This window comes from Micromonospora echinospora, assembly GCF_900091495.1.
GTDB classification, from domain to species: Bacteria; Actinomycetota; Actinomycetes; order Mycobacteriales; family Micromonosporaceae; genus Micromonospora; species Micromonospora echinospora.
The window spans coordinates 1,075,689-1,096,168 of sequence record NZ_LT607413.1; the positions used below are offsets into that span (position 1 = coordinate 1,075,689).

The window sequence follows — 20,480 nt, forward strand, 5'->3', positions numbered from 1 at the left end:
CGACGGCCGAAGAATCGGAGACGGGATGAGTTCGGATCGCCAGCACGCCAGGGTCATGGGCTCGGCCAGGTTGCGTCACCCCGGCACGAGGGTGATCACTCTCCTCACCACCGCTACGTTGCTCGGCGCCACGGGTTGCGCCAGCGAGCCGGACCCGGAGACCACGGTGGCCGCACGGACGACCACCGCGCCTGGCGTCTGTGCCAATGCCTTTCAACCGCTCGGCGACAAACCCAGCCAGACGCGGAAGGGCGACCTGGTGCCGGCAGGTGCCCGGGATGCTCTCCTCTGCACGTATGCCGCCCCCGACGGCGGCACGAACTGGGCACTGTCGGGGTCGATGAAGCTACCCACCGACCGGACGGAGTCGCTGATCTCATACCTCAACGGGCTCCCCGAGTGGCAGGCCACGGAAGGGGAGGCCGACGGTTGTCTCCTCGGCGGAGATGCGGCACGACAGATCGTGCTCGACTACGGTGACCAACCGCAGGCAACGGTCACCATCGACTGCGGGGTGGCCAGCCAGGACGGTGCGGTGCGGCGCTTCACCAGTATGAAGCGCCTGCTCGAATACTGGCCGTCGGCATAGCCATCAAGCGCTGGCGAGCGGATCAGCGGGGCAGCCGGCGGGAGCAGTCGCCGTCGTGGGCGGCGGCGAGCAGGCAACGCCGGCCGGTCGGCATCCGCCGGTCGCAGAAGACCCGATGCCGTACGCCCTGCTCGTCCTCGTAGGAGACGGTCGTCTCGCCCGGATCCACCATCGGCAGGTAGCTCAACGACCGGGCCACCATCCGGGCCATCCGCTGCGCCGCGTCGAGATCGGCGATGACCACCGGCAGGTGGATCACGAAACGCTCGCTCATCAGTACCGCCCCGCGTTGTGGTACACCCGCCGCGCCTGGCGGGTCTGCCACTGGCGCAGGGCGTCCTTGATGCGCTCGTTCTCGTCGCCCACCCGGTCCAACGCCGCGTAGAGCGTCGCCAGGTCACCGGCCACCCGGTCCAGGAACTCCCCCACCTCGACCGGATCAAGACCGCGCCGGCCGAACCGGGCCAACCCGAACGACCGCCCGCGCACCTGCGACGGCCGCAGCGGCGTCTGCGCCGACCAGTACAGCCCACCGCGCGCCGGCTGCTGCCGGAGCGGTCGGTGATGACGACCGGTGTTCTCGGTACGCCGCCGCCACAAGAAGAACCCCATCACAGCCGCCTTCCTCTCTGTCTCGTACGCCGCCGGGGGACGAGTCCCGTCCGCCCTCCGCGAACGGACGGAACCCCCTCCCCAGACCTGCCACCGCAGCCACGACCAGCAAGTACGGCAACAGGGTCATGTCACCGGCTGCGAGCGGGTCCACATCGGCCGGTGCACCCAGCTAAACAGCGGTAAGCCTCAAAAGCAATGTGTCATTTCGCGTGTCGCCACGCATACTTTCAGATCGAGATGACAGTGCGCGACGTGTCTATTGTTTCTGCTACATCCGGCCGGCTATCGTGGACACAGTCCCGGTCAACGCGAGCGGGCACGAGGAGGCCATATGTCACAGACGGTCACCGGATCGACTCTCCTGCGTCGGCAGATCGGCCGAAAGTTCGAGTCACTGCGCAAGTCGGCCGGACTGACGATGGAGCAGGCCGCCGAACGCCTGGACCGGGCGCGGGCAACCCTGCACCGGATTGAGAGCGGCGCGGAGAGCGTTCGGTTCCGCAAGGCGGACGTGGAGCAGATGCTCAGGCTCTACGACGCCCCACCGGAAGAGTGCGAGATCCTACTCGCGATGGCCGCCGCTACCAGGGAAAACAAGAACTGGTGGCACGACTACATCGGTTCTGGCCTGCCGCGCTGGTTCCAGCTCTACGTCGGGCTGGAGGCGTCCGCTTCCTCGATCCGTCAGTACGAGGCCGAGTTAGTCCCCGGCCTACTCCAGACCCGCGCTTACGCCGAACAGGTGTTTCGCACTCCGGGCGGCTCGGTCGACCACGAAGAGCGGACAGAACACCGACTGGCGCTGGATGCCCGAGCCGAACGGCAACGGCTTCTCACCCGGTTCGCCCCTCCACAGCTTGATGTGATGATCAGCGAAGCGGTACTACGGAGAGCAGCCGGCAGCGGCCAGATCATGAGCGAGCAGATCCGCCAGATGATCAAGGCAGCGGAACTACCGAACGTGACCATCCGAGTCGTGCCTTTTTCCGCCGGCCTGCATGCGGGAGCCATGTCCGGGTCGTTCTCGATCTTGGACTTTCCTCGTGACGCCACCGGCGATCCGCTGGAACCGACTGTGACCTACCACGAAACGGCTACCGGAGCCGTCTACCTCGACAAACCGCATGAAACAACCGTTTACAACGCCATCTGGACCGAACTGGCTGGCTGCGCCTTGGACGAGGCAGCATCCAGGACAGTGCTTGAGCAAATCGAGAAGGAGTACACCCATGCCTGACCTGGAAGGCGCGCACTGGCGCAAATCAAGCCGTAGCAACGCCGGCAACTGCGTGGAGATCGCAACCAACCTGCCAAGCGTCGTAGGAACCCGCGACAGCAAGGACCCAACTGGCCCAACCTTGACTTTTTCACTGGCTGGCTGGGCAGCCTTCTTACAGGAAGTCAAGAGCGGAAATTTCGTGCCGGAATCCTGAGCGCCGTCGTCTGCGCAGGCGACGCGACGCGCGACTCCTCATTCGCAGGTAGTCGCGCGCTCGCGCTTCCTCCTAACGCTACAATTTCCTGCCCGCCCAGTAGAAGTTACTCGGATGCGGTTAAGACGAGGTCAATACCACTGTTCGGGTGGTAGCTCCACGAGGCTTTCAGGCCACCCCACTGTCCCGACTGCCGTCCGTCCAGAGCCCTCGTAGCCTTCATCTCAGCGATGACCGAATCCGGCGTCTCCAACGCGGACAACACGCACTCGATCGTTCCGAACGACAGACCTGGCGCTTCCTCCCCCTGACCATCCACGGTAAGCGTCTGGCCGCCATCGCCAACAACGATGAAGGGCGAACGGGAGGCGCATCGCTCCTTGGCGGCCTCCAGGGCTGACTCCTTTGCCTGCCCCGATTCAGACCCCCCGCCCAGCGAGTCAAAATCGATGATGGCACCTACAGCAATTCCGGATATGAAGATCAGCACTCCGACCAAGCCAGCCAAAAGCGCCTTCTTCTTGCCCGCGTCCCCACCCGCCCCCGAAGGATCCTCACTCAAGGCCACCGACGAGCCCTGCGGATTGTCAACATCCATGGTGTCAGACTTAGGGCTTACCTGGTTGTCGCCATAGTTCGACGCCGATTCGATCATCCATAATCCCAAGCAATAGGAGGGTTCGCCTTTGAACGGCCACCCCTGCGGACTAACACACGCACCCATATTCGGGATTGCCGAAGACCATCACGGGTTTCTGGGAGATAGCCAAGCTGAACTTCAGCACGGAGCAACCATCGAGCAATGTAGGACTACGTAGTGGCTGGCACCAACTGGAGTCGGATTCCCGACACCGGGCAGCTGGTCACGATAACTCCGGTACGCCGCGTAGCAGTGCCAGCGCTGCCCGGTCCGAACTGAGCTGGGCCAGTTCACCGTCGATGAACGTGGTGTAGAAGTCTGCTGGCGACGTCATGTAGCCGGGCTGCTTGTCGGTGTGCCACTGGTGCAACCACGGCTCGATCTCGACCAGGCCGGCGAGCAGCGGCAACAGCCGGTGTGCCGGCCAGCCGGTCTGGTTCTTCCGTTCCATGTAGACACCGGCAAGAGCCTGCGCCTGCTCTAGATGGTCCCATCCGGCCCAGCCGATCAGCTCGGTCACGTCGCCGTCCTGCTTGGCGTCCGGGTAGGAGACAAAACGCTCCTTGGGCACGTCGAGCTTGCCCCGAGCCTTCCAGTACGACGGCCGCGCGAAGTCAGCGGACGTGTACTTCGGCGGCACCTCGATGGTGACCTTCTCCCCCGCGTCCTCACGGCGCTGCAACGCCCAGGTGCGCTCCCACTGAGCCCGCTTACGCAGCCCGGACGGCTTGTAGCGCTGCGCCGGCAGGTAGGGCACGTGCTCCTCGGCGACCAGGGCGTTGAGGGTCTTTGGCAGGTCGTAGTCATCGTGGCCGACCCATAGGCCCAGCGCCGCGCGGAACTCCTCGTCGCCACGCAGACGGTCCGCGATCTCCGCCACCGACAGGGGCGTCGGCATGCCACCCCACAACTCGGGCGACTCCAGCCGGTCGAGCAGCCAGCTCTCCAGTGCTGCCTTCTGCATCTCCGCCCAAGGCTTGCTGTTCCACCGCCGCTTGTACTCCGGGCGCTCGACCAGCTTGATGTGCAGGTTTGCCGACATGGCATCGATCCGCCGCTCGACCAGCTTGCGATAGTCCGCCGGCCAGTGTGCAGGCGGGGAACTGATCGGCTTCGAGCCGTGCCGGTTGAACCACTCCGTGTCCGCGCCACTGGCCGCGAGCACGATCTCGAACGCCCGCTCCCCCAACTCCAGCTCCGGCGGGTCAGCGCAGGTCAGGTCCTCGTCGATCAGCCCGTAGAGCCGGTAGACCTCCCAGTCCAACTCCTCCTGCAATGCGATCATCCGCCCCCGGATCGCGTGGTACTTCCGCTCGGCCTCCGCGAGCCGCGCTGCGGTTGGCACCCCCGAGGCCGCGACCGCCGCCGGGGTCACGCTGGCGAGCCGCTGCGCCAGCTCGTCCAGCTTCCGCGCCCTCTCCAACGGGTACGCCCCCGGCAGCGGAAACTCCTGCAACTTCGTCCCGGTGAACTCGTAGAAGGAGAACCAAGGCTCAGGGCTCCACCGGTTTCCACCCCCACTGGAATTGTCCGCTCCGGTCTTCGCATGACTCACCTGCTTCAGCCAGAAACAGGCGGCCGAGCTGTTGAGGACGCCGAGCAGCTTCAGGTGATCGTCCTCCGTCGCCCCCGCCGGCAACTTGATAACGGGGGCCGACTGCTTGAAGACCTTCCCACCCCGATCCAACACAAAATGATTGTGCGTCGCCACAAAGGCCATTCCGATACCGAGGGGTACCGAGAACCGTTCGGGATGCCACCTGCTCCACTCATACCAGGTAAGCCCGATCTCCGCATGAGTTCCGCCCGGCTCTCGCCTCTCCTCCAAAACAGCACATGTAAGCCAGAGCATCCGATGAAGCGCCTCGTCCCGAAGGGAGGGTTCCAGATTGGAATCGTAGGGGAACATCGCTTCCACCTCGGGCGCGATGAGCCAATCACGAACAACATCCCCCGCAACCAGATCTATGACAGACTCCGGCTGCAAACCATAGCGCCGCCAGGTATCAGAAGGAGCGAAGTAGCTGTCATCCGAGCCAGTGTGGGTGACGCGACCGATGGTTGCGACGAAGGAGGCGACGCGCCTACTGCCAACCGCAGAGAGTTGCTGCATAAGTGCCGCTGCCCCGCCACCCGAAAGGCTCCACGGGTGACGGGACAGATTCGCCCGGGGAACATCCAGGACACTTATATAAGCGTTCTCCACTCCAGGTGCATCGATGTTGGAGGTGATGCTCTTCCAGACCATTCCTTGCGCCGGGTCCGCTGGCGTAGCTGGTTCCCCTCGGATGCCGAGCACGGCGCGAAGGCTAGCCGAACGGCGCCACTTCCGGGACCGCCCAATCAGGACCACCGTCGGAGTTCCATGCCCGGGAATGTAAGCACCGGAAGTGTCGACCACCTCGGTCAACTCAATTTTGTCAGCAAAGTAGTCCTCGACCAGCTTCTTGCCGAACTCGCGCTTCATGAAGCCGTTGCCGGTGATCTGACCGACGAATCCAGCACCATCGCCGTCGGTGTCCGCCTGTTTCGCCAGGTCGAAGAAGCGCTTGGCGAAGGGCACGGTCAGGGCGTACTGCCGGTGGCAGACGGTGGGATAGATGCTGCGGTAGAGCTTGTTTCGGGCCTTGTCGGCGACGGTGATGTATGGCGGATTGCCGACCACCACCGTGTACTGCCCCTCGGCCAGATAGTCCTTGAGCAGGTCGGCGTCTTCGCTCTCGTACGCGAACATCGGTTTTTCTTCGATGAGCGCCATCAGGTCGCCCTGCGCCCGCGACTTGATGTCGCCCCACGGGAGCAGTGAGTCGCCGGTGGCGACCCGGACCGGGAAGGCCGGGGTGTCCTCCAGCCGGCGTAGGTTGCAGAGTTTCATCGCGGCGACCAGCAGCCGGAACCGGGCGATGGCCACCGCGAACGGGTTCAGGTCGACACCGGTCACCTGGCCGAGCGCCCGTTCCACCAGCACCCCGACGGGGGTGGCCGGCTCGCGGTGCTGCCACTTGTCGACCAGCCGGTGGAAGGCCCCGAGCAGGAAGTGGCCCGAGCCGCAGGTCGGGTCGATGACGCTCGTGTCGGCCAGGCCGAATTCGCTGACCGCTGGCTCGAAGGTCCGGTCGAGGATGAAACTCTCCACGAACTCCGGCGTCTGCAACAACGCGTACGTCTTCTTGGCGTGCGCGGAGAGTTCCTGGTAGAGGTCGCCCAGGAATCGGGTCTTCAACTCGGGGTCGCGCAGCGACTCGTAGCCGGCTCCCCGCCGGAAGAAGTCACTGAGCCGCTCCGCGGCGGCCCCGGAGATGTCGAACCGCCACACCGGGTTGTGCCCGTCGAAGATCTTCGCGGTGGCGCGCATCCGCCGCAGGTAGCGGAACGCCTCGCGCAGCCACTCCCGGTCGTTCTCCAGCGGGTTGCCGACCAGGTAGGCCTGCCGGCGCTCCAACGCCTTCTCCGCCGGGGCCGCCGGCTCCGGTCCGCCGATCCAGAACTCCCCGACCATCCCGTTGTCTTCGCAGAAGCGTACGAAGATGCAGCCCAGCACCCAGGCCACCGCCGCCTGGTCGAGAATGTCGTCGAGCCACGACTCGAAGGTGCCGGCCACCCGCTCGGCCTTCTGCGCCTTCTCGTGCTCCTGGCGCAACTCGGCGCGGAGCCCCGGCATCGCGGCGACCTGCGACCGCAGATCCTCCGCCAGGTTCCGGACCTGCCCCTGTAGCGCCTTCAGCTCGATCACCGCCGCATTCTACGGCCGCCCACCCGGACTCCCACTACTCCGAGTCGTCGTCGGACGCCCCCTCCTGGACTGCGGAGCCCAGCGGTACGCCGACCTGCTCCGCGAACGTCCAGAGCCGTTCCTTGAGGAAACGCGACCGGTCGTCCAGGAACAGCGTCCGCTTTCCGTCGCGCAGTCGGTGCCAGGCGATCACCGGGATGCCGTGGCTGTGCAGCACCTGTTCGGCGCGGGAGAGAACATGTGCGTCGGGATATCTGGCGGTGAGGAGGTCCTGCCACACATCGTCCAGTTCAGTCCTCGACTGCCCGGCGCTGAGTTCGAGGTTGTCCAGGGCATCGAGAAGCCGCACCCCGGGTGTGGTCGGCAGGATCAGCCGGTTCGCCGGCCGTCTGTCTCCCGGAACGACCTGCCGGTAGCTCTGTGCCCCGCCGGCCGCGAACTCCTTCACCACGTCGAAGGGCTGCCCCAGCGCGTCGAGGCGATTCCGGAACTCCCGCAGTTCCCAGATCACGTACGCCTTGGTCCGTGCGCTGTTGAGGTTGAACGACTCCGGCATGGGCTGCGCCTCGGCCTCCGGCAGCTCCAGGTCAGCGACGCCCAGCGCGTAGTCCCGCATGTTGCGCAGCGCCAGCCGGAGCAACGTCGAGGTGGCCCCGCCGAAGGCGCTGGTCCACGACGTCAGCCAGAACCATCGGCGCAGCTCGTGGAGGTGCTTCAAGCTCACCTGCGGGCAGTGGTGGAAGAACTTGGCCAGCAGGACGAGCTGGTGTGAGTAGGGCAGCAGTCGGGCCAGCGGCAGGGGCACTGCCGACCTGAGGAAACCCACCGCCGCCTCGATCGCCCGTGCGGCGGCCGGCACCGCGTCGTGCAGCCGGTTCTGCATCTGCCGCGCCACCGCCTCCCACCGGGGCGACATGACGTCGGGTTCGTCGGCCACCGCGAGCACCGAACGGAACACCGCGAGTCGGGGCAGTTCACCGAAGCCGTCTTCGGCGACGGACGAGACGATGTCGTCGATCCGGTTCGCCAGCGAGCGTTGCTCCGGCCGGTAGGTCAACGCCGACACCATTTGGTCCGGGTCCATCCTGGTGCCGCTCCGGTTCAGCCGCGCGTACACGTTCACGGCCTGGTCGATGCTGGCTCCCGGCAATTTGACCACGGTCATCTTGTAGCTCTTGATGCGCTGGGCGACCGCCTCCGCCTCGCGCGTCAGGGCGTCGATCTGCCGGCGGGGCAGGTCCATCAGTTCGAGTTCCCGGAAGTGGCCGAGGAAGTCCATCGTCCGCATCACCGCAGCGAGCGGCAACAGGTACGGCGGAGCCGATCGCACTTCGGGGCGGAGGTGCCGGTAGCGGTCCGTGTCGAACGGGTCCTCGCGCAGATCTCGGTAGATCCGCCATCTCCACTCCTGGTCCTCGTCCGCATCGAAGCGGGAACGCTCGCCCGACAGCCGGTGCAGCACACCGAACAGGGTCGACAGCCGTTGATGGCCGTCCAGGACGTAGGAGATGGTCCGGTTCGGCGGCGGAGGCGGAATCTCCAGGCCGGCGATCTCCTCCAACGATTCCACCGGCTCGTCGGGCTGCCACAGCAGGAGACTGCCGACCGGATAGCCACGCTCGATGCTGTCGAAGAGCTCGAGCATCTGCGGCGGACGCCAGACGAACGGCCGTTGGAAGGCTGGAATTCTCACCTGGCCCCGGGCCATGTCGTTCAACAGGTCGTCGATGAGGACGATCGTCGGATCGGGCCGGATGTCGGCCTGGTGGCGGAGCATGGGAGTCAGTGTCCTACAGAATTCGATGGATCATCGCGAGCAGTTCCCTCAGTTCCGCCACCACGTCCGGCCCCAGCTCGGCGAAGTCGTCCTCGCTGAGGGACAGGTCGTCGGGGAACATCTGCTTCGGCATCCGGGAGCCGAACTCCTTCTTGAGGTTGTGGTAGCCCCGCTGCTGCGGGATCATCCCCCGCAGCTTGCTGATCTGCTCGTCCTTGACCGGGAAGTGCCGGTGCCAGACCCGGAACGGGACGTAGTTCTCCATCATTCGCCAGGCCAACATATGGATCTCGTCGACGCCGGCGAGCCGGGCCTTCTCGACGGTCTTCTGGCGTGGGCTCTCCTGTCCGTGCTCGCTGCGGTCACTATCGACGACCATGGCGACCCGCTTCACCAGTTTGAAGCCGTCGCACTCCCGGACCGCCAGCGCGGGCATCTGGCCGAAGCCACCCGGACCGCCCAGCCGAAGCCAGCCGTTCTCGTCCTTCAGCGCCTCGACGATCCGCTGGTCGCCCAGGGCTGCCGCGACGGCTCCGACGAAGTTTCCCTCACCGAGCACGTTCTCGACGATCAGGACGGCGGCCTTCCGCAGGTCGAGGAAGATCTCGCGTAGGTTCGCCGCCTCGACCCGGGCGACCCGTGGGGCAGGCGGCACCGGATTGGCGGCTTCCACCAGCGCCTTCTCCATGAATTCGGCGTACACCGGCGCATGCCTCTGTATGAACCGGCCCGCCAGGAGCGCGACCGTCAGCCCCGGCCGCCAGTCGTGCTGGCCCTGAACGACCAATGCGATGAGGTGGGTGACGGTGGTCGGGTCGCCGGAACGGAAGACTTCCGGTTCGATGTCAAGACGCATAGCCGCCCCGCTTCAACTGGGCGGCGGCGAGCGCCCGCACCTCGTGGTAGTCCTGGGAGAAGTAGCCCTCCGGCCAGTCCTCGTCGAGGTTGCCCAACCGGTCGATGCCGACCTGCCGGACCGTGGACACTCCGTCGATCTGCTCGACGACGTACACCTTGACCATGTCCGGCGTGATGCCGTCCTTCTGCTCGGCGATCCGCCGTCGCAGCCGGAGCAGCAGCGTCTCGCTGTGCGTCTCGATCAGGAAGCGGGTGCCGGTCTTCTGTGCGGTCCGCAGGTACACGTCCGCGAGTTCCGCGTGGGCAGCCGGATGCAGGTGCATCTCCGGCTCCTCGACGATCTGGAGGGCTGCCTTCCGGCCGTACAGCCCGTCCGACGCGCACTGCACGATGATCGGCAGGACCTGCGACAGCCCTGTCCCGGCGTCGGCCAGGTTGACCCGAACCGGACTGCCCTCCCGGGTCAGCACCGTCGACCAGAGCGGGCCGGACTCAATCTCCTCGATCCGCCAGCCGGGCACGATCAGTTGGAGATGCTCGTTGACCCGGGCGAGCAACTCGCCGTTGCGGCGTGCCTGGTCGTCGGCAAGGAGTCCGGCGACGCCCTGCCCCTGCTCGCCGATCGCACCGGGGGTACCGAGCGGCAGCCGGTGCTGCCGTTCCGGCCGCTGCCGGAAGGAACTGAGGTAGCGGACCTGCCCAAGGGTGAGCTCGGGTGGCGAAATCGTGCCGAAATCTCGGATAGACATCCCTGGCCCTAGGTAGCCCTTCAGCTGCATTGGCACCAGGCCATGGAAGATCATCGGGCGTACGACGGGCTCCTGGCCCGCCAGGCTGAGCTGGTAGTCAAAGCGGTCGGAACCCGAACTCGCGCCGGTCCAGGCGAGCGACAGGTCAAGATTCTTGTTGCGGAGGGTCAGGTCCCGGACGAAGGCGGTCCGCAGGTCGTCGAGGTTCTGGATCGTCGCTTCGAGGCTGAAACCGTCTCGCCCGTCCACCTCGACACCGATCCGGAACCTGCCGTGCGGGCTCTGCTCGAAGATCAGGTCGGCAAAGCCGTCCACCGGCTGGGGATCGAGGCTGTCCAGATCGAGCGGAGCCGAACTCGTCGTGTTGAGGCCGGTGGCGATGACCAGGGGGGCGCGGGTCAGGACACTCTTGCCGGAGTTGTTCTTGCCGAGCACTACGGTCACCGGGGCCAGCTCGATTTCCTGGCGGTCCCGGAAACAGCGGTAGTTCTCCAGCACGATCTTGCGCAGCGGCATTCGTGAAGTCGTATCACATCAGTCGGTCCCTTGTAGAGTCGCAGGACTGACCTCGGGACCAGCGCAGTGTCGGCAGTCTGACACCGGCCGCCCGTCGCAGCTCCGACGCCCGGCGGGGTCACACCGAGTGGCCTGGGGATATTCGCGGACTGTCACATGAACGCTCCGCCGTTTGTCCGCGTCCGGTCAACTTCGATAAGCCACATGGTGAACTGTCCGGCCGGACAGGTTGATGGCGACCTGGAAGCGCTCTGGCAGGGTCGTTCCGGCGCCACCGTTGTGGGGACGGGCGCGGCAACCATTGTGGAGATTATCGTGAGCGTTCCGGGCCACCCCGACCAGCAGCCGCCGCACCAGGGCGACCTGCCTCCCGCATATCCGCCGGGTCAGCAGCCGCCGGCACCGATGGCGTACCCCGGCCCTGCGGGCCAGCCGTTCCCGGTGGCCCCGGCCAGGAAGAAGCGGTGGCTGGTCCCGGCCCTGATCGGCGGCGCGGTGACGGTGCTGCTCTGCTGCGGCGGGACGATGGTCATCGCCCTCGCCAGCGACCCCGACACCACCACCGGGGCGACGGCCACCACCGCCCCACCGCCCGTCACCGAGGCAGAACCGCCGTCGGCCGCCCCGACCACAGCGGCACCGACCAAACCGAAGCCGTCGCCGACCGAGGACGGCCCGAAGACGTACAAGATCGGCCAGCCGGTGCGCGGCGGCGACTTCCAGTTCACCATCCACGGGGTGAAGTGCGGGATCGGGTCCGTCGGCGACTCGTTCCTCAACACGAAGGCGCAGGGCACGTTCTGCCGGGCCGACATCTCAGTGAAGAACGTGACGAAGAAGGCGCATCTCTTCCACGCCGACGGGACGGTCACCGCCCAGGACGGCGGCGGACGCGAGTACAGCGCCGACGGCACCGCCGGCATGTACGGCAACAAGAGCGGCGCGGGCTTCCTCGAAGAGATCAACCCCGGCAACTCGATCCGGGCGTTCGTCTTCTTCGACGTGCCCAAGGGCACGAAGCTGACCAGCATCACCTTCGACGCCGGGCTCTTCACCCTCGCCGAGGACGCCGTCGTCACGCTCTGACCCGCCGCGCCGGAAGCCGTCGCCGGCACCAGGGCCGGTGGGACGGCTTCCGGCTACTCAGGAGAGCAAGACGCGAGCAACCACCCGCGTTACCCTGCGATCCGCTGTTCGATGAGCTTGGCGACGGGTGCCCAGATGTTCCACACCTCGTGAAGCTGCCGCTGCCCCTTCAGCGCCTTGCCGCTGTACCGGTGCGCCTCCCACTCGTCCCGCAGGAAGACCATGTAGCCGTCACGACGCACCACGTTCTCCTCGACGAGCACCTGGATGGCCTTGTTGAACTCTGCGGGCAGGAACGGCTGGCGGCCCTCGAACTTCTTGATGTACACGCCCCGCTCGCCGGTATGTCCGTGGCTGCGCGTGAGGTTCATGAGCTTGTTCAGGAAGCGGATCACCTTCTGGTCCGGGTTCTCGTCCTCGACGAGCTCCGCGCGGAAAGCAACCCAGGGATAGGAGAGCTTGATCGTCGAAGGCACGCGGAATTCGAGCTCACCGTCGACCGGCAACTGGCTCGCGGCGTGAGGGAGCTGAAGCGAGCTGGTCGCCTCAATCACCACCGACGGCTCCGCCGAACCACCTGAGACCCTGCCATCGGGTCTCCGGGCGAACTCCAGCGCCGGGCCGTCGACGCGGACGTTCGCCGCACGGATGAACAGCTCGGGGCCGAGTACGGTGCCCTGAGGCTGCCCCGGCACCACGACCGTGCCGCTGCCGCGTACCGACAGCTCGGCGAGCGGACCCAGGATGTGCAACTCCCCGGCGTTCTCCGGCAGGAGTACGAAGGTGGCTGACCTCACTCCCCCGCTGCCGCCTCTGATCAGGAAGGTCACCTCGTACTCGTCCGTCCTGACCTCGTCGACCCCGGAAACCCGGGCGCGCGCCTCGTCCAGCGAGTCGACCACGATGAGCGGCTGTTGCCCCCCCCCCCCCCCCCCCGCCCAACCGGCTCCGTACGTCGTAGGTGCCCAGATAGCCACCGAGCACGTACTCCAGGGACCGCGCGCTGACCGCTTTGTCGCGTTCCAGTCGCCACAGCGGGGCGTCCAGCCTGGTCGCCAGCTCGACCGCCAACTTACTCTTCCCCGCCGCGCCACGCGCCGACACCAGCGTTACCGGTGCCCCCGCCTGGTCGTCTTTCCCTCCGGCCACTGTGTCCGGCCCTCGTCTGGTGGACCGGACATCAGTCTAGGCCTGACCAGGTCCGAAGTAGACGGTATTGACAGCGGCGGGGCGACCTCAGGCGGTGACCCGGTCCAGCCAGGGGTCGGCCAGCCAGACCGACTGGCTGGCCGGGGCGGTCAACGGCAGTTGCACGCCGTCCAGCATCGCCGGTTCGGCCCGCCGGGCGGCCACCAGCAGCAACCGCGCCGCCGGGCGGGAACGGGTCGGGTCGGCCAGTTCCTGGAGCAGCCGGAGCTGGCCGTAGCGGACCAGCGGCGCGGCCTCGGTGAGCAGCACCGGGCCGTCGGCGGCGGCCACCGCCGCCGACACCGCCGGTACGACGTGGTGCTGTACCAGCTCGGTCAGGCTGCGGAAGTCGGCGTCGGTCGGGGAGCCGTTGTCGGCGGCGACGATCGCCTCCCACGGAAAGCCGAGCGCCCGTAGTTCGGTCAGGAGGGTCGCGGTGACGTCCACCTCGGTCAACGGCAGCCGGTCCAGCAGCGCCCGCCGGGCCTGGGCGAGCCGGCGCCTCGGGGCGAGCACGGCCAGGAACGCCCGCCGCTCCACCGCCGAGGTCAGCTTCGCCCCCACCTCGTCGGCGGCGTCCAGGGTCAGCAGCGGGGCGTGCGTGGTAACCAGCCGGGTGCTGGTCGGCGCGGCCGGCGCGGCCGGCGGGCCATAGTGGCGGTCCGCCGGATACCAAGTCAGCGGGATGTCGGCGGCGGCGAGCAGGTCGGTCAACGTCGGGCGGCCCGGCAGCTCCTCCGCCCGGGGGAAGCGGGTGCGGACCCGGTCGCGGATCTGGTCCGGGGTGAGCCGTTGCCCGAGCAGGATGCCCGCCGAGAGCCGTAGTGCCCGCTCGGCCGCCATCCCCACCGGGTAGAGCTGCCCCTGCGCGTTGACGTCTGCCTCGCCGTTGCTGCCCGCCGCCGCCAGTTGCAGCAGGCGCAGCTCACCGGGGAGCGCCATGCCGGACGGAGCGGGTAGCCGGCGCAGCTCCTCGACGGCGCGTTGCCGCGTGGGCAGCGGATCCGCCGCGACCAGCTCCCGGGTCCGCCGCCCCAGACGCACCACGTAGCCGAGCAGGTCGGCGGCGGTGACGTCGGAGGACGGGTCGTCCGGTTCCCGGCCCACCAGGACCGTACTGGAGCTGCGGAGCCGCTGGATCGCCACCCGGGCGTCACCACCGGTGGTCAGTTCCGCCTCCACGGCCGCCCGGACCAGCCCGATCGCCTGGGGCAGCCGGCGCGGACCCTCGGTGTGGGAACCTCGGGCGGCGATCACCGCCTCGGCCAGTTCCTCGGCGGACATCACCCCGCCCCGGGAGTCGAGCAGCGTCACGATCTCTTCGCGCACCGCCCGCAACGCCGGGTTCGTCGACCACGACGTCCGGGCCTGCTTGGCGAGCAGGACGGAGACCTGTGGCTGGGTCCGTCCGGTCGCGCGGGCCACCTCACTCTGCGACGGCCAGCGCAGGAACGCACCGTCCTCGGTGGGCGCCTGCCCGAGCAGCACCGCGACGAGCCGACGGTTGCGTGACGACGGTGGCGGCAACAGGGTGTCCGCGAGCGCTTCGACGCCGTGCGCCAGCGGCCGGTCCCCGGAGTCCCCGGTGTCGCTGTCCGGCTGCTCCCCGCCGGGCAGTAGGGCACGCAGCACCCGGGCCTGCGCGAGAATCTCCTTGCGGGTGGCGTCGGGCACGCCCTTCGCCCGGGTCAGCGCGGACGGTTCGGCGTCGAGGAGTTCCCCGACGGTGTGTACGTTGAGGCGTTCCAGCGCCGAGCGGGCACGGGCGGTCAGCTCGGCGGCGGCCAGCGGTGACGACCGGTTCAACCCGACCGCCGGTCGACCCGGGGTCGGCGCGGACTGCGGGACCTGCTGGAAGATGGCCCGCCAGGCGTCGGTCATCTCGTCGACCGTGTCGAAGCGTCGGGCGGCGTCCCGGGCCAGCGCGCGAGCGAAGAACTCCACCAGGCGGTCCGCCACCGCCGAATCGAACGCCGCCGGATCGAGGGTCACCTCGTCGCTGACCGCCGCCGGGTTGGCGTTCTCCCCCCACTTCGGCAGGGTTCCGGTGGCCATCTCGTAGAGCGTCACCGCCGCCGCGAAGCGCTCCGCCGCCGCGTCGTACCGCAACCGGGCCGGCGGCCCGAGGAACGGGTCCAGGTAGCCGACCGTGCCGGCGACGAGCTGGTCGGCCGGAGCCGACGAAAGGGAGAAGTCGAAGACGCACAGGTGTGGCTGCTTGTCCTTCGGGCGCGGCCGGGCCGCCAGGTTCGCCGGTTTCAGGTCCCGGTGCCAGATGCCCTGGCCGTCGAGGTAGGCGACGATGTCGAGCAGATCCCGGCCGTAGCGCTCCAGCAGGTCCAGCGCGAGCCGGCCGCCCCGCAGGTCCTCCGCGAGGGTGCGCGCACCGGCGCTCTCCATCAGCAGGGCCGTCCGCCCGCCGACCTGGAGCGGCTCGCCGACCAGCGCGGCCACCTGCGGATGCTTCAGCTTGGCGAGGGTACGTCCCTCGGCGACCAGCCGTTCGGAGTGCTGCTCGTCCCGGGCCACCTTGAGCACCAGCGGCTCACCACCGGAAGGCGGTGTGACCAACAGGGCGACGGCCGTCGCCCCCGAGCCCAGCCGGGCCTTCACGGTCAGGCCGCCGTCGAGCACGTCGCCCCGGTGGGCGTGCAGCGGGTCGATCACCGGCTCCGGTTCGGGGGCGGTCAGGTCCTCCCAGACCTTCTCCAACCGGGCCCGGATCGCCGACACCCCGGCCAGCCGCTGCGCCGGGTCGCCCCGGGTCGCGTCGTAGACCGTCGTGACCAGGGCGTCCGGCATGCCGTCCACCGCCGCGTCCAGGTGCAGGCCGCTGTCACGGACCGCGGTGGCCAGCTCCTCCGGCGTGTTCGCCGGTGCCACCCCGGCGAAGATCCGGTACGCCAACGCGCCGAGAGCGAACACGTCGAGCTGGTGCCCCGGCGACGGAGCGGCGGTGCTGGCCTCCGGTGCCTGGTAACGGCGCACCTCGTCGTCGAAGAAAAGCTCCAGGTTGGCCGGGTCGCTGGACGGGCCGAGCCGGGTCAGCCGGGTCGCGTGGGCCAGCCGGCCACCAGCCTGCCAGTCCGTGACCACCAGTTTCGGCCGGGGGCCGTCCGGGTCGTCGACGTGGACCGCGCGGGGCGACAGCGCCCGGTGTGCCAGCCGCCGCGCGTGGGCGTACTCGATGATCTCGCAGAGGTCCTGCACCAGCCGTAGGCGCTGCGCCAACGTGAGCGTGTCCCCGCGCCGGCGCAGCCACTGGTCCAGGCGCACCCACCCGGGGTCGTGGTCGAAGACGACTGCCGGCCCCCACGGGTGGTCGACAAGGTCGTACGCCCGCGCAATGCCCGGGTGGTGGATGCCTTGGAGCAGCCGGAACTCCCGCTCGGCTGCCCTGCGGATCGCCGGCACCTCGTGTTCGGCAGCCCGACTGGCCAGGTAGAACCGCACCCGGCGGACGAGGCCGGTGTCCAGCGTGTGACCAGCCAGAAAATCCTGCCAGCCGAGCCCTTCGGCGAACGGGCGGGGATGCAGCAGCAACTGCCCCACCTTGCGGTCGGCCACCGACGACCGGATCTTCGCCGCACGGACCAGGTCGACGATCTGTCGACCCCGATCCGGGTCGATCCGGTCCACCGGGTCACGCGGCTGGGCCAGCAGCAGCTCCTGCTTGAGGCTGGGCAGCCCGGACGACGGATGGCCGTCCAACCCGTAGACGTGCTGGCGACCGATCGGGTCGAGCTCCGCGCGCATGTCCCGGGCGTGCAGGAAGACCGCCGCGCCGACGTACGGCACCTGGTCCTGGCGGCCCTGCTGCCGGGCGTAGTAGCGCATCACGCTCGCCAGCCGCCGGGCCTTGCGGTTGACCAGGATGGCGGGGTTGTCCTCGGGGATCAGTCGGGACGACGAGAAACGGCGCACCCACTGGGTGCCGTCCCCCCTGATCGTGCCCTGCCAGTGTTTGAGTTCGAGCACGTAGAGCCCGCTGGGGGTGAGCACCAGGGCGTCGACCTCGTTGATCGAGCCGTCCGTGCCGACGAACTCGACGTTCGCCCAGACGTGGTACGGGTCGATGTCCGGCAGGTAACTCGCCAGCTCCCGCAGGCCGTCCTGCTCGTGCACGTGGGAACTCGGGTTGATCTGCTTCCAGCGCGGCGAGTCCTCACGCATCCGGTCGCTCCTCCGTTCCCTCGGTTTCTGCCGGGAGACTACCGGGGTGACCGGACGCTGGGCACGGACCGTGTCCGGGGCTGCCCTTGGCGACCGGCGGTGAGCTGGGTCACGATGGGCGGGAGGAGGTGGCCGTGGCTGACCCGTGGCTCGCCCTGGAATTCGGTGCCGATCCCGGCGAACGGATCGCCCAGGTCGGTGCTGCCCACGAGGCTTTCCTCAGTGGCGGCACCAGCCAACGACAGGTACGCGACGTGGTGCACCGGTCGTGGCGGCGCTCGGTCGGGGCGCTCCTCGACCCGGAAGGCACCCCGCCGGTCGAACTGACCGGGGACGACCTGGAGAGCTACCGGGCGGCCCATCCGCTGGCCCGGGTGCTGCCGCTCTTCCGGGACCTGCTCGGCGGGATCGCCGAGGACGGGGCCCACCTGATGGCGGTCTGCGACGCGTATGGGCGGCTGCTCTGGGTGGAGGGGCATCCGGGGGTGCTGCGGCGGGCCGAGCGGATGAACTTCGTGCCCGGCGCGCGGTGGGACGAGGCGCACGCCGGCACCAACGCCCCGGGCACCGCCCTCGCGGTCGACCACAGCGTGCAGATCTTCGCCACCGAGCACTTCAGCCGGCCGGTCCAGCCCTGGACCTGCGCCGCCGCGCCGATCCACGACCCGCTCACCGGGCGACTGCTCGGCGCGGTCGACATCACCGGCGGCGACCACCTGGCTAACCCGCAGAGCCTGGCGCTGGTCCGGGCCACCGCGCGGGCGGCCGAGGCGTGGCTGGCCGGGCCGCTGGGCCAGGGCGGGCCGGTCGAGCCGGACGTGGTCACGGTGACCGCGCTCGGGCGGGACGAGGCGGAACTGCGGGTCGCCGGGCGGCGGGTCCGGCTCGGTCGCCGGCACAGCGAACTGCTCGTGCTGCTGCTCCAGCATCCGGAGGGGCGGACCGGGGAGCAGCTCGGCCTGGACCTCTACGGCGACGACCGGCTGCACCCGGTCACCCTGCGCGCCGAGATGTCCCGGCTGCGCCGCATCCTCGGCCCGGAGCTGCTCGACTCCCGCCCGTACCGGCTGCGCGGGACCGTCCGGGCGGACTTCCGTACCGTCGTGGAACTGCTGGAACGCGGTGAGGTGGCGGGCGCGCTCGACGCGTACCCGGGAAGTCTGCTGCCCGCCTCGGACGCGCCGGGAGTGGCGCGACTGCGCCGGCTGGTCGACGGGCAGGTACGCGCGGCGGTGCTGGCCGGCGATGACCCGGCGCTGCTCACGGCCTGGACCACCACGCCCGCCGGGGCCGACGACCTGGCCGCGTGGCAGGCGCTGGCGCGGGCCTTGCCGCCGGGCGCGCCCCGCCGGCCGCTCGCGACGGCCCGGGTCCAGCAGCTCATGCGGGAGTACGGACTCACCGGCGCAACGTCGTTGCAACGTCCCGGTAACTAGCGTGGCCGCCGTCACATCCTTCCGGACGGACGGCGGAGGTACCCATGACGCGCTACGACGCGCCGACGCACTGGCAGTCCCGGTACGACCACTTCATCGGCGGTGAATACGTCGCACCGCACGGCGGCCGGTACTTCGAGAATCCGACGCCGGTGACCGGACAGACGTTCTGCGAGGTGGCACGGGGCACCGCCGCGGACGTGGAGAAGGCACTCGACGCGGCGCACGGCGCGGCCGACGCCTGGGGACGCACGCCGGTGGCCGAGCGGGCCCTGCTGCTCAACCGGATCGCCGACCGGATGCAGGAGCACCTGGAGGACCTCGCGGTCGCCGAGACCTGGGAGAACGGCAAGCCGGTCCGGGAGACCCTGGCCGCCGACATCCCCCTCGCCATCGACCACTTCCGGTACTTCGCCGGGGCGATCCGGGCGCAGGAGGGTTCCCTCGGCGAACTGGACGACGACACGGTGGCGTACCACTTCCACGAGCCGCTCGGCGTGGTCGGGCAGATCATCCCGTGGAACTTCCCGCTGCTCATGGCGACCTGGAAGCTCGCCCCGGCGCTGGCCGCCGGAAACGCGGTGGTGCTCAAGCCGGCCGAGCAGACCCCGGCGTCGATCCACTACTGGCTCTCGCTGGTGGCCGACCTGCTCCCGCCCGGCGTGGTCAACATCGTCAACGGCTTCGGCGTCGAGGCGGGCAAGCCCCTGGCGTCCTCGCCCCGGGTGGCGAAGGTGGCGTTCACCGGGGAGACCACCACCGGGCGGCTGATCATGCAGTACGCCAGCGAGAACATCAAACCGGTCACCCTGGAACTGGGCGGCAAGAGCCCGAACATCTTCTTCGACGACGTCAGCGCGGCGAACGACGACTTCTTCGACAAGGCGCTGGAAGGGTTCACCATGTTCGCCCTGAACCAGGGTGAGGTGTGCACCTGTCCGTCGCGGGCGCTGGTCCAGCAGGGACACTACGCCGACTTCCTGCCCGCCGCCGTCGAGCGGACGAAGGCCGTCCGGCAGGGGCACCCGCTGGACACCGAGACGATGATCGGGGCGCAGGCGTCCAACGACCAGTTGGAGAAGATCCTGTCGTACCTGGACATCGGCCGGAAGGAGGGCGCGAAGGTGCTCACCGGCGGCGAGCGCGCCGACCTGGGCGGTGAGCTGTCCGGCGGGTACTACGTGCAGCCGACCGTCTTCGAGGGCGACAACTCGATGCGGATCTTCCAGGAGGAGATCTTCGGCCCGGTGGTGTCGGTGACCTCCTTCGCCGACCTGGCCGACGCCGTCAAGATCGCCAACGACACCCTGTACGGGCTGGGTGCCGGCGTCTGGACCCGGGACATGAACACCGCGTACCGGGCGGGCCGGGCCATCCAGGCCGGCCGGGTCTGGACGAACTGCTACCACGCGTACCCGGCGCACGCCGCGTTCGGCGGGTACAAGCAGTCCGGCATCGGCCGGGAGAACCACAAGATGATGCTGGAGCACTACCAGCAGACCAAGAACCTGCTGGTCAGCTACTCCACCAAGAAGCTCGGCTTCTTCTGATGTCCGGCGGCCCCGACGCGGCGAAGCCCGGCGGGCCGGGCGCGGTCGTGCCCAGCGGTCCCGACGCGGTGGTGTCCGGCGGTCCCGACGCGGTGGTGCCCAGCGGTCCCGACGCGGTGGTGCCCGGGGGGCCGGGC

The 20,480-nt window shown here is 68.7% G+C and carries 15 protein-coding genes; 6 read left to right on the forward strand and 9 right to left on the reverse strand.

The features are described 5' to 3' along the window. The first annotated feature begins 25 nt into the window (after positions 1-25). Positions 26-589, forward strand: a complete 564-nt coding sequence (locus tag GA0070618_RS04810; protein WP_088980552.1) for a hypothetical protein — start codon at positions 26-28, stop codon at positions 587-589. 22 nt (positions 590-611) lie between these two features. Here GA0070618_RS04810 and GA0070618_RS04815 read toward each other — a convergent pair whose 3' ends face one another. Both GA0070618_RS04815 and GA0070618_RS04820 read right to left on the reverse strand, forming a co-directional pair. Further along, complete coding sequence (locus GA0070618_RS04815; protein WP_088980553.1) at positions 612-863, reverse strand: hypothetical protein; 252 nt, start codon at positions 861-863, stop codon at positions 612-614. Next, a complete protein-coding gene (locus GA0070618_RS04820) occupies positions 863-1,201 on the reverse strand; it encodes a DivIVA domain-containing protein (RefSeq protein WP_088980554.1) in 339 nt (112 codons plus the stop codon). The genes GA0070618_RS04815 and GA0070618_RS04820 overlap by 1 nt, the downstream gene beginning before the upstream one ends. Positions 1,202-1,535: 334 nt before the next feature. Between GA0070618_RS04820 and GA0070618_RS04825 the strand changes: the two genes are divergently transcribed. Further along, entirely contained in the window at positions 1,536-2,441 is a 906-nt protein-coding gene (locus GA0070618_RS04825) for a helix-turn-helix domain-containing protein (protein ID WP_088980555.1), read from the forward strand. Beyond that, positions 2,434-2,637, forward strand: coding sequence for a DUF397 domain-containing protein (locus GA0070618_RS04830; RefSeq protein ID WP_088980556.1), 204 nt, complete (start codon positions 2,434-2,436; stop codon positions 2,635-2,637). Before GA0070618_RS04825 ends, GA0070618_RS04830 begins: the two co-directional genes overlap by 8 nt. Positions 2,638-2,743: 106 nt before the next feature. On the opposite strand, the gene GA0070618_RS04835 is transcribed toward GA0070618_RS04830, so the two are convergent. The 5 genes from GA0070618_RS04835 to GA0070618_RS04855 form a co-directional block, all read right to left on the reverse strand. Further along, on the reverse strand, positions 2,744-3,292 hold the full coding sequence (locus tag GA0070618_RS04835) for a hypothetical protein (RefSeq protein ID WP_088980557.1): 549 nt from the start codon (positions 3,290-3,292) through the stop codon (positions 2,744-2,746). Positions 3,293-3,500: 208 nt separating this feature from the next. Beyond that, positions 3,501-7,010: a BREX-2 system adenine-specific DNA-methyltransferase PglX gene (gene pglX, locus GA0070618_RS04840; protein WP_088980558.1), complete on the reverse strand. Its 3,510-nt coding sequence runs from the start codon at positions 7,008-7,010 to the stop codon at positions 3,501-3,503. A gap of 34 nt (positions 7,011-7,044) precedes the next feature. Then, positions 7,045-8,787 carry a DUF262 domain-containing protein gene (locus GA0070618_RS04845; protein WP_088980559.1) on the reverse strand — a complete coding sequence of 581 codons (1,743 nt, stop codon included), beginning with the start codon at positions 8,785-8,787 and terminating at the stop codon, positions 7,045-7,047. A 13-nt stretch (positions 8,788-8,800) separates the two neighbouring features. Further along, on the reverse strand, positions 8,801-9,643 hold the full coding sequence (locus GA0070618_RS04850) for a hypothetical protein (protein WP_088980560.1): 843 nt from the start codon (positions 9,641-9,643) through the stop codon (positions 8,801-8,803). After that, on the reverse strand, positions 9,633-10,910 hold the full coding sequence (locus tag GA0070618_RS04855) for a DUF3696 domain-containing protein (protein ID WP_088980561.1): 1,278 nt from the start codon (positions 10,908-10,910) through the stop codon (positions 9,633-9,635). Before GA0070618_RS04855 ends, GA0070618_RS04850 begins: the two co-directional genes overlap by 11 nt. A gap of 315 nt (positions 10,911-11,225) precedes the next feature. Here GA0070618_RS04855 and GA0070618_RS04860 point away from each other — a divergent pair, with 315 nt between their 5' ends. Beyond that, on the forward strand, positions 11,226-11,996 hold the full coding sequence (locus GA0070618_RS04860; protein WP_231931608.1) for a DUF4352 domain-containing protein: 771 nt from the start codon (positions 11,226-11,228) through the stop codon (positions 11,994-11,996). An 89-nt stretch (positions 11,997-12,085) separates the two neighbouring features. Here the strand turns inward: GA0070618_RS04860 and GA0070618_RS04865 are convergent, their stop codons facing one another. Further along, positions 12,086-12,898 carry a hypothetical protein gene (locus GA0070618_RS04865; protein WP_143740230.1) on the reverse strand — a complete coding sequence of 271 codons (813 nt, stop codon included), beginning with the start codon at positions 12,896-12,898 and terminating at the stop codon, positions 12,086-12,088. A gap of 334 nt (positions 12,899-13,232) precedes the next feature. Beyond that, positions 13,233-17,357, reverse strand: a complete 4,125-nt coding sequence (gene pglW / locus GA0070618_RS04870) for a BREX system serine/threonine kinase PglW (RefSeq protein WP_088980564.1) — start codon at positions 17,355-17,357, stop codon at positions 13,233-13,235. Positions 17,358-17,491: 134 nt separating this feature from the next. Here pglW and GA0070618_RS04875 point away from each other — a divergent pair, with 134 nt between their 5' ends. Together GA0070618_RS04875 and adh are read left to right on the forward strand one after the other, a co-directional pair. After that, on the forward strand, positions 17,492-18,793 hold the full coding sequence (locus tag GA0070618_RS04875) for a sigma-54-dependent transcriptional regulator family protein (RefSeq protein ID WP_088985289.1): 1,302 nt from the start codon (positions 17,492-17,494) through the stop codon (positions 18,791-18,793). A 44-nt stretch (positions 18,794-18,837) separates the two neighbouring features. After that, complete coding sequence (gene adh / locus GA0070618_RS04880; protein ID WP_088980565.1) at positions 18,838-20,343, forward strand: aldehyde dehydrogenase; 1,506 nt, start codon at positions 18,838-18,840, stop codon at positions 20,341-20,343. Positions 20,344-20,480 lie beyond the last annotated feature (137 nt).

Bases quoted from the DNA above. Each gene is read 5' to 3' on its own strand.
- GA0070618_RS04810 (WP_088980552.1), top strand. From the start codon at position 26: ATGAGTTCGGATCGCCAGCACGCCAGGGTCATGGGCTCGGCCAGGTTG.
- adh (WP_088980565.1), top strand. From the start codon at position 18,838: ATGACGCGCTACGACGCGCCGACGCACTGGCAGTCCCGGTACGACCAC.
- GA0070618_RS04815 (WP_088980553.1), bottom strand. From the start codon at position 863: ATGAGCGAGCGTTTCGTGATCCACCTGCCGGTGGTCATCGCCGATCTC.
- GA0070618_RS04825 (WP_088980555.1), top strand. From the start codon at position 1,536: ATGTCACAGACGGTCACCGGATCGACTCTCCTGCGTCGGCAGATCGGC.
- GA0070618_RS04850 (WP_088980560.1), bottom strand. From the start codon at position 9,643: ATGCGTCTTGACATCGAACCGGAAGTCTTCCGTTCCGGCGACCCGACC.
- GA0070618_RS04845 (WP_088980559.1), bottom strand. From the start codon at position 8,787: ATGCTCCGCCACCAGGCCGACATCCGGCCCGATCCGACGATCGTCCTC.
- GA0070618_RS04835 (WP_088980557.1), bottom strand. From the start codon at position 3,292: ATGATCGAATCGGCGTCGAACTATGGCGACAACCAGGTAAGCCCTAAG.
- pglW (WP_088980564.1), bottom strand. From the start codon at position 17,357: ATGCGTGAGGACTCGCCGCGCTGGAAGCAGATCAACCCGAGTTCCCAC.
- GA0070618_RS04830 (WP_088980556.1), top strand. From the start codon at position 2,434: ATGCCTGACCTGGAAGGCGCGCACTGGCGCAAATCAAGCCGTAGCAAC.
- GA0070618_RS04820 (WP_088980554.1), bottom strand. From the start codon at position 1,201: ATGGGGTTCTTCTTGTGGCGGCGGCGTACCGAGAACACCGGTCGTCAT.
- GA0070618_RS04855 (WP_088980561.1), bottom strand. From the start codon at position 10,910: ATGCCGCTGCGCAAGATCGTGCTGGAGAACTACCGCTGTTTCCGGGAC.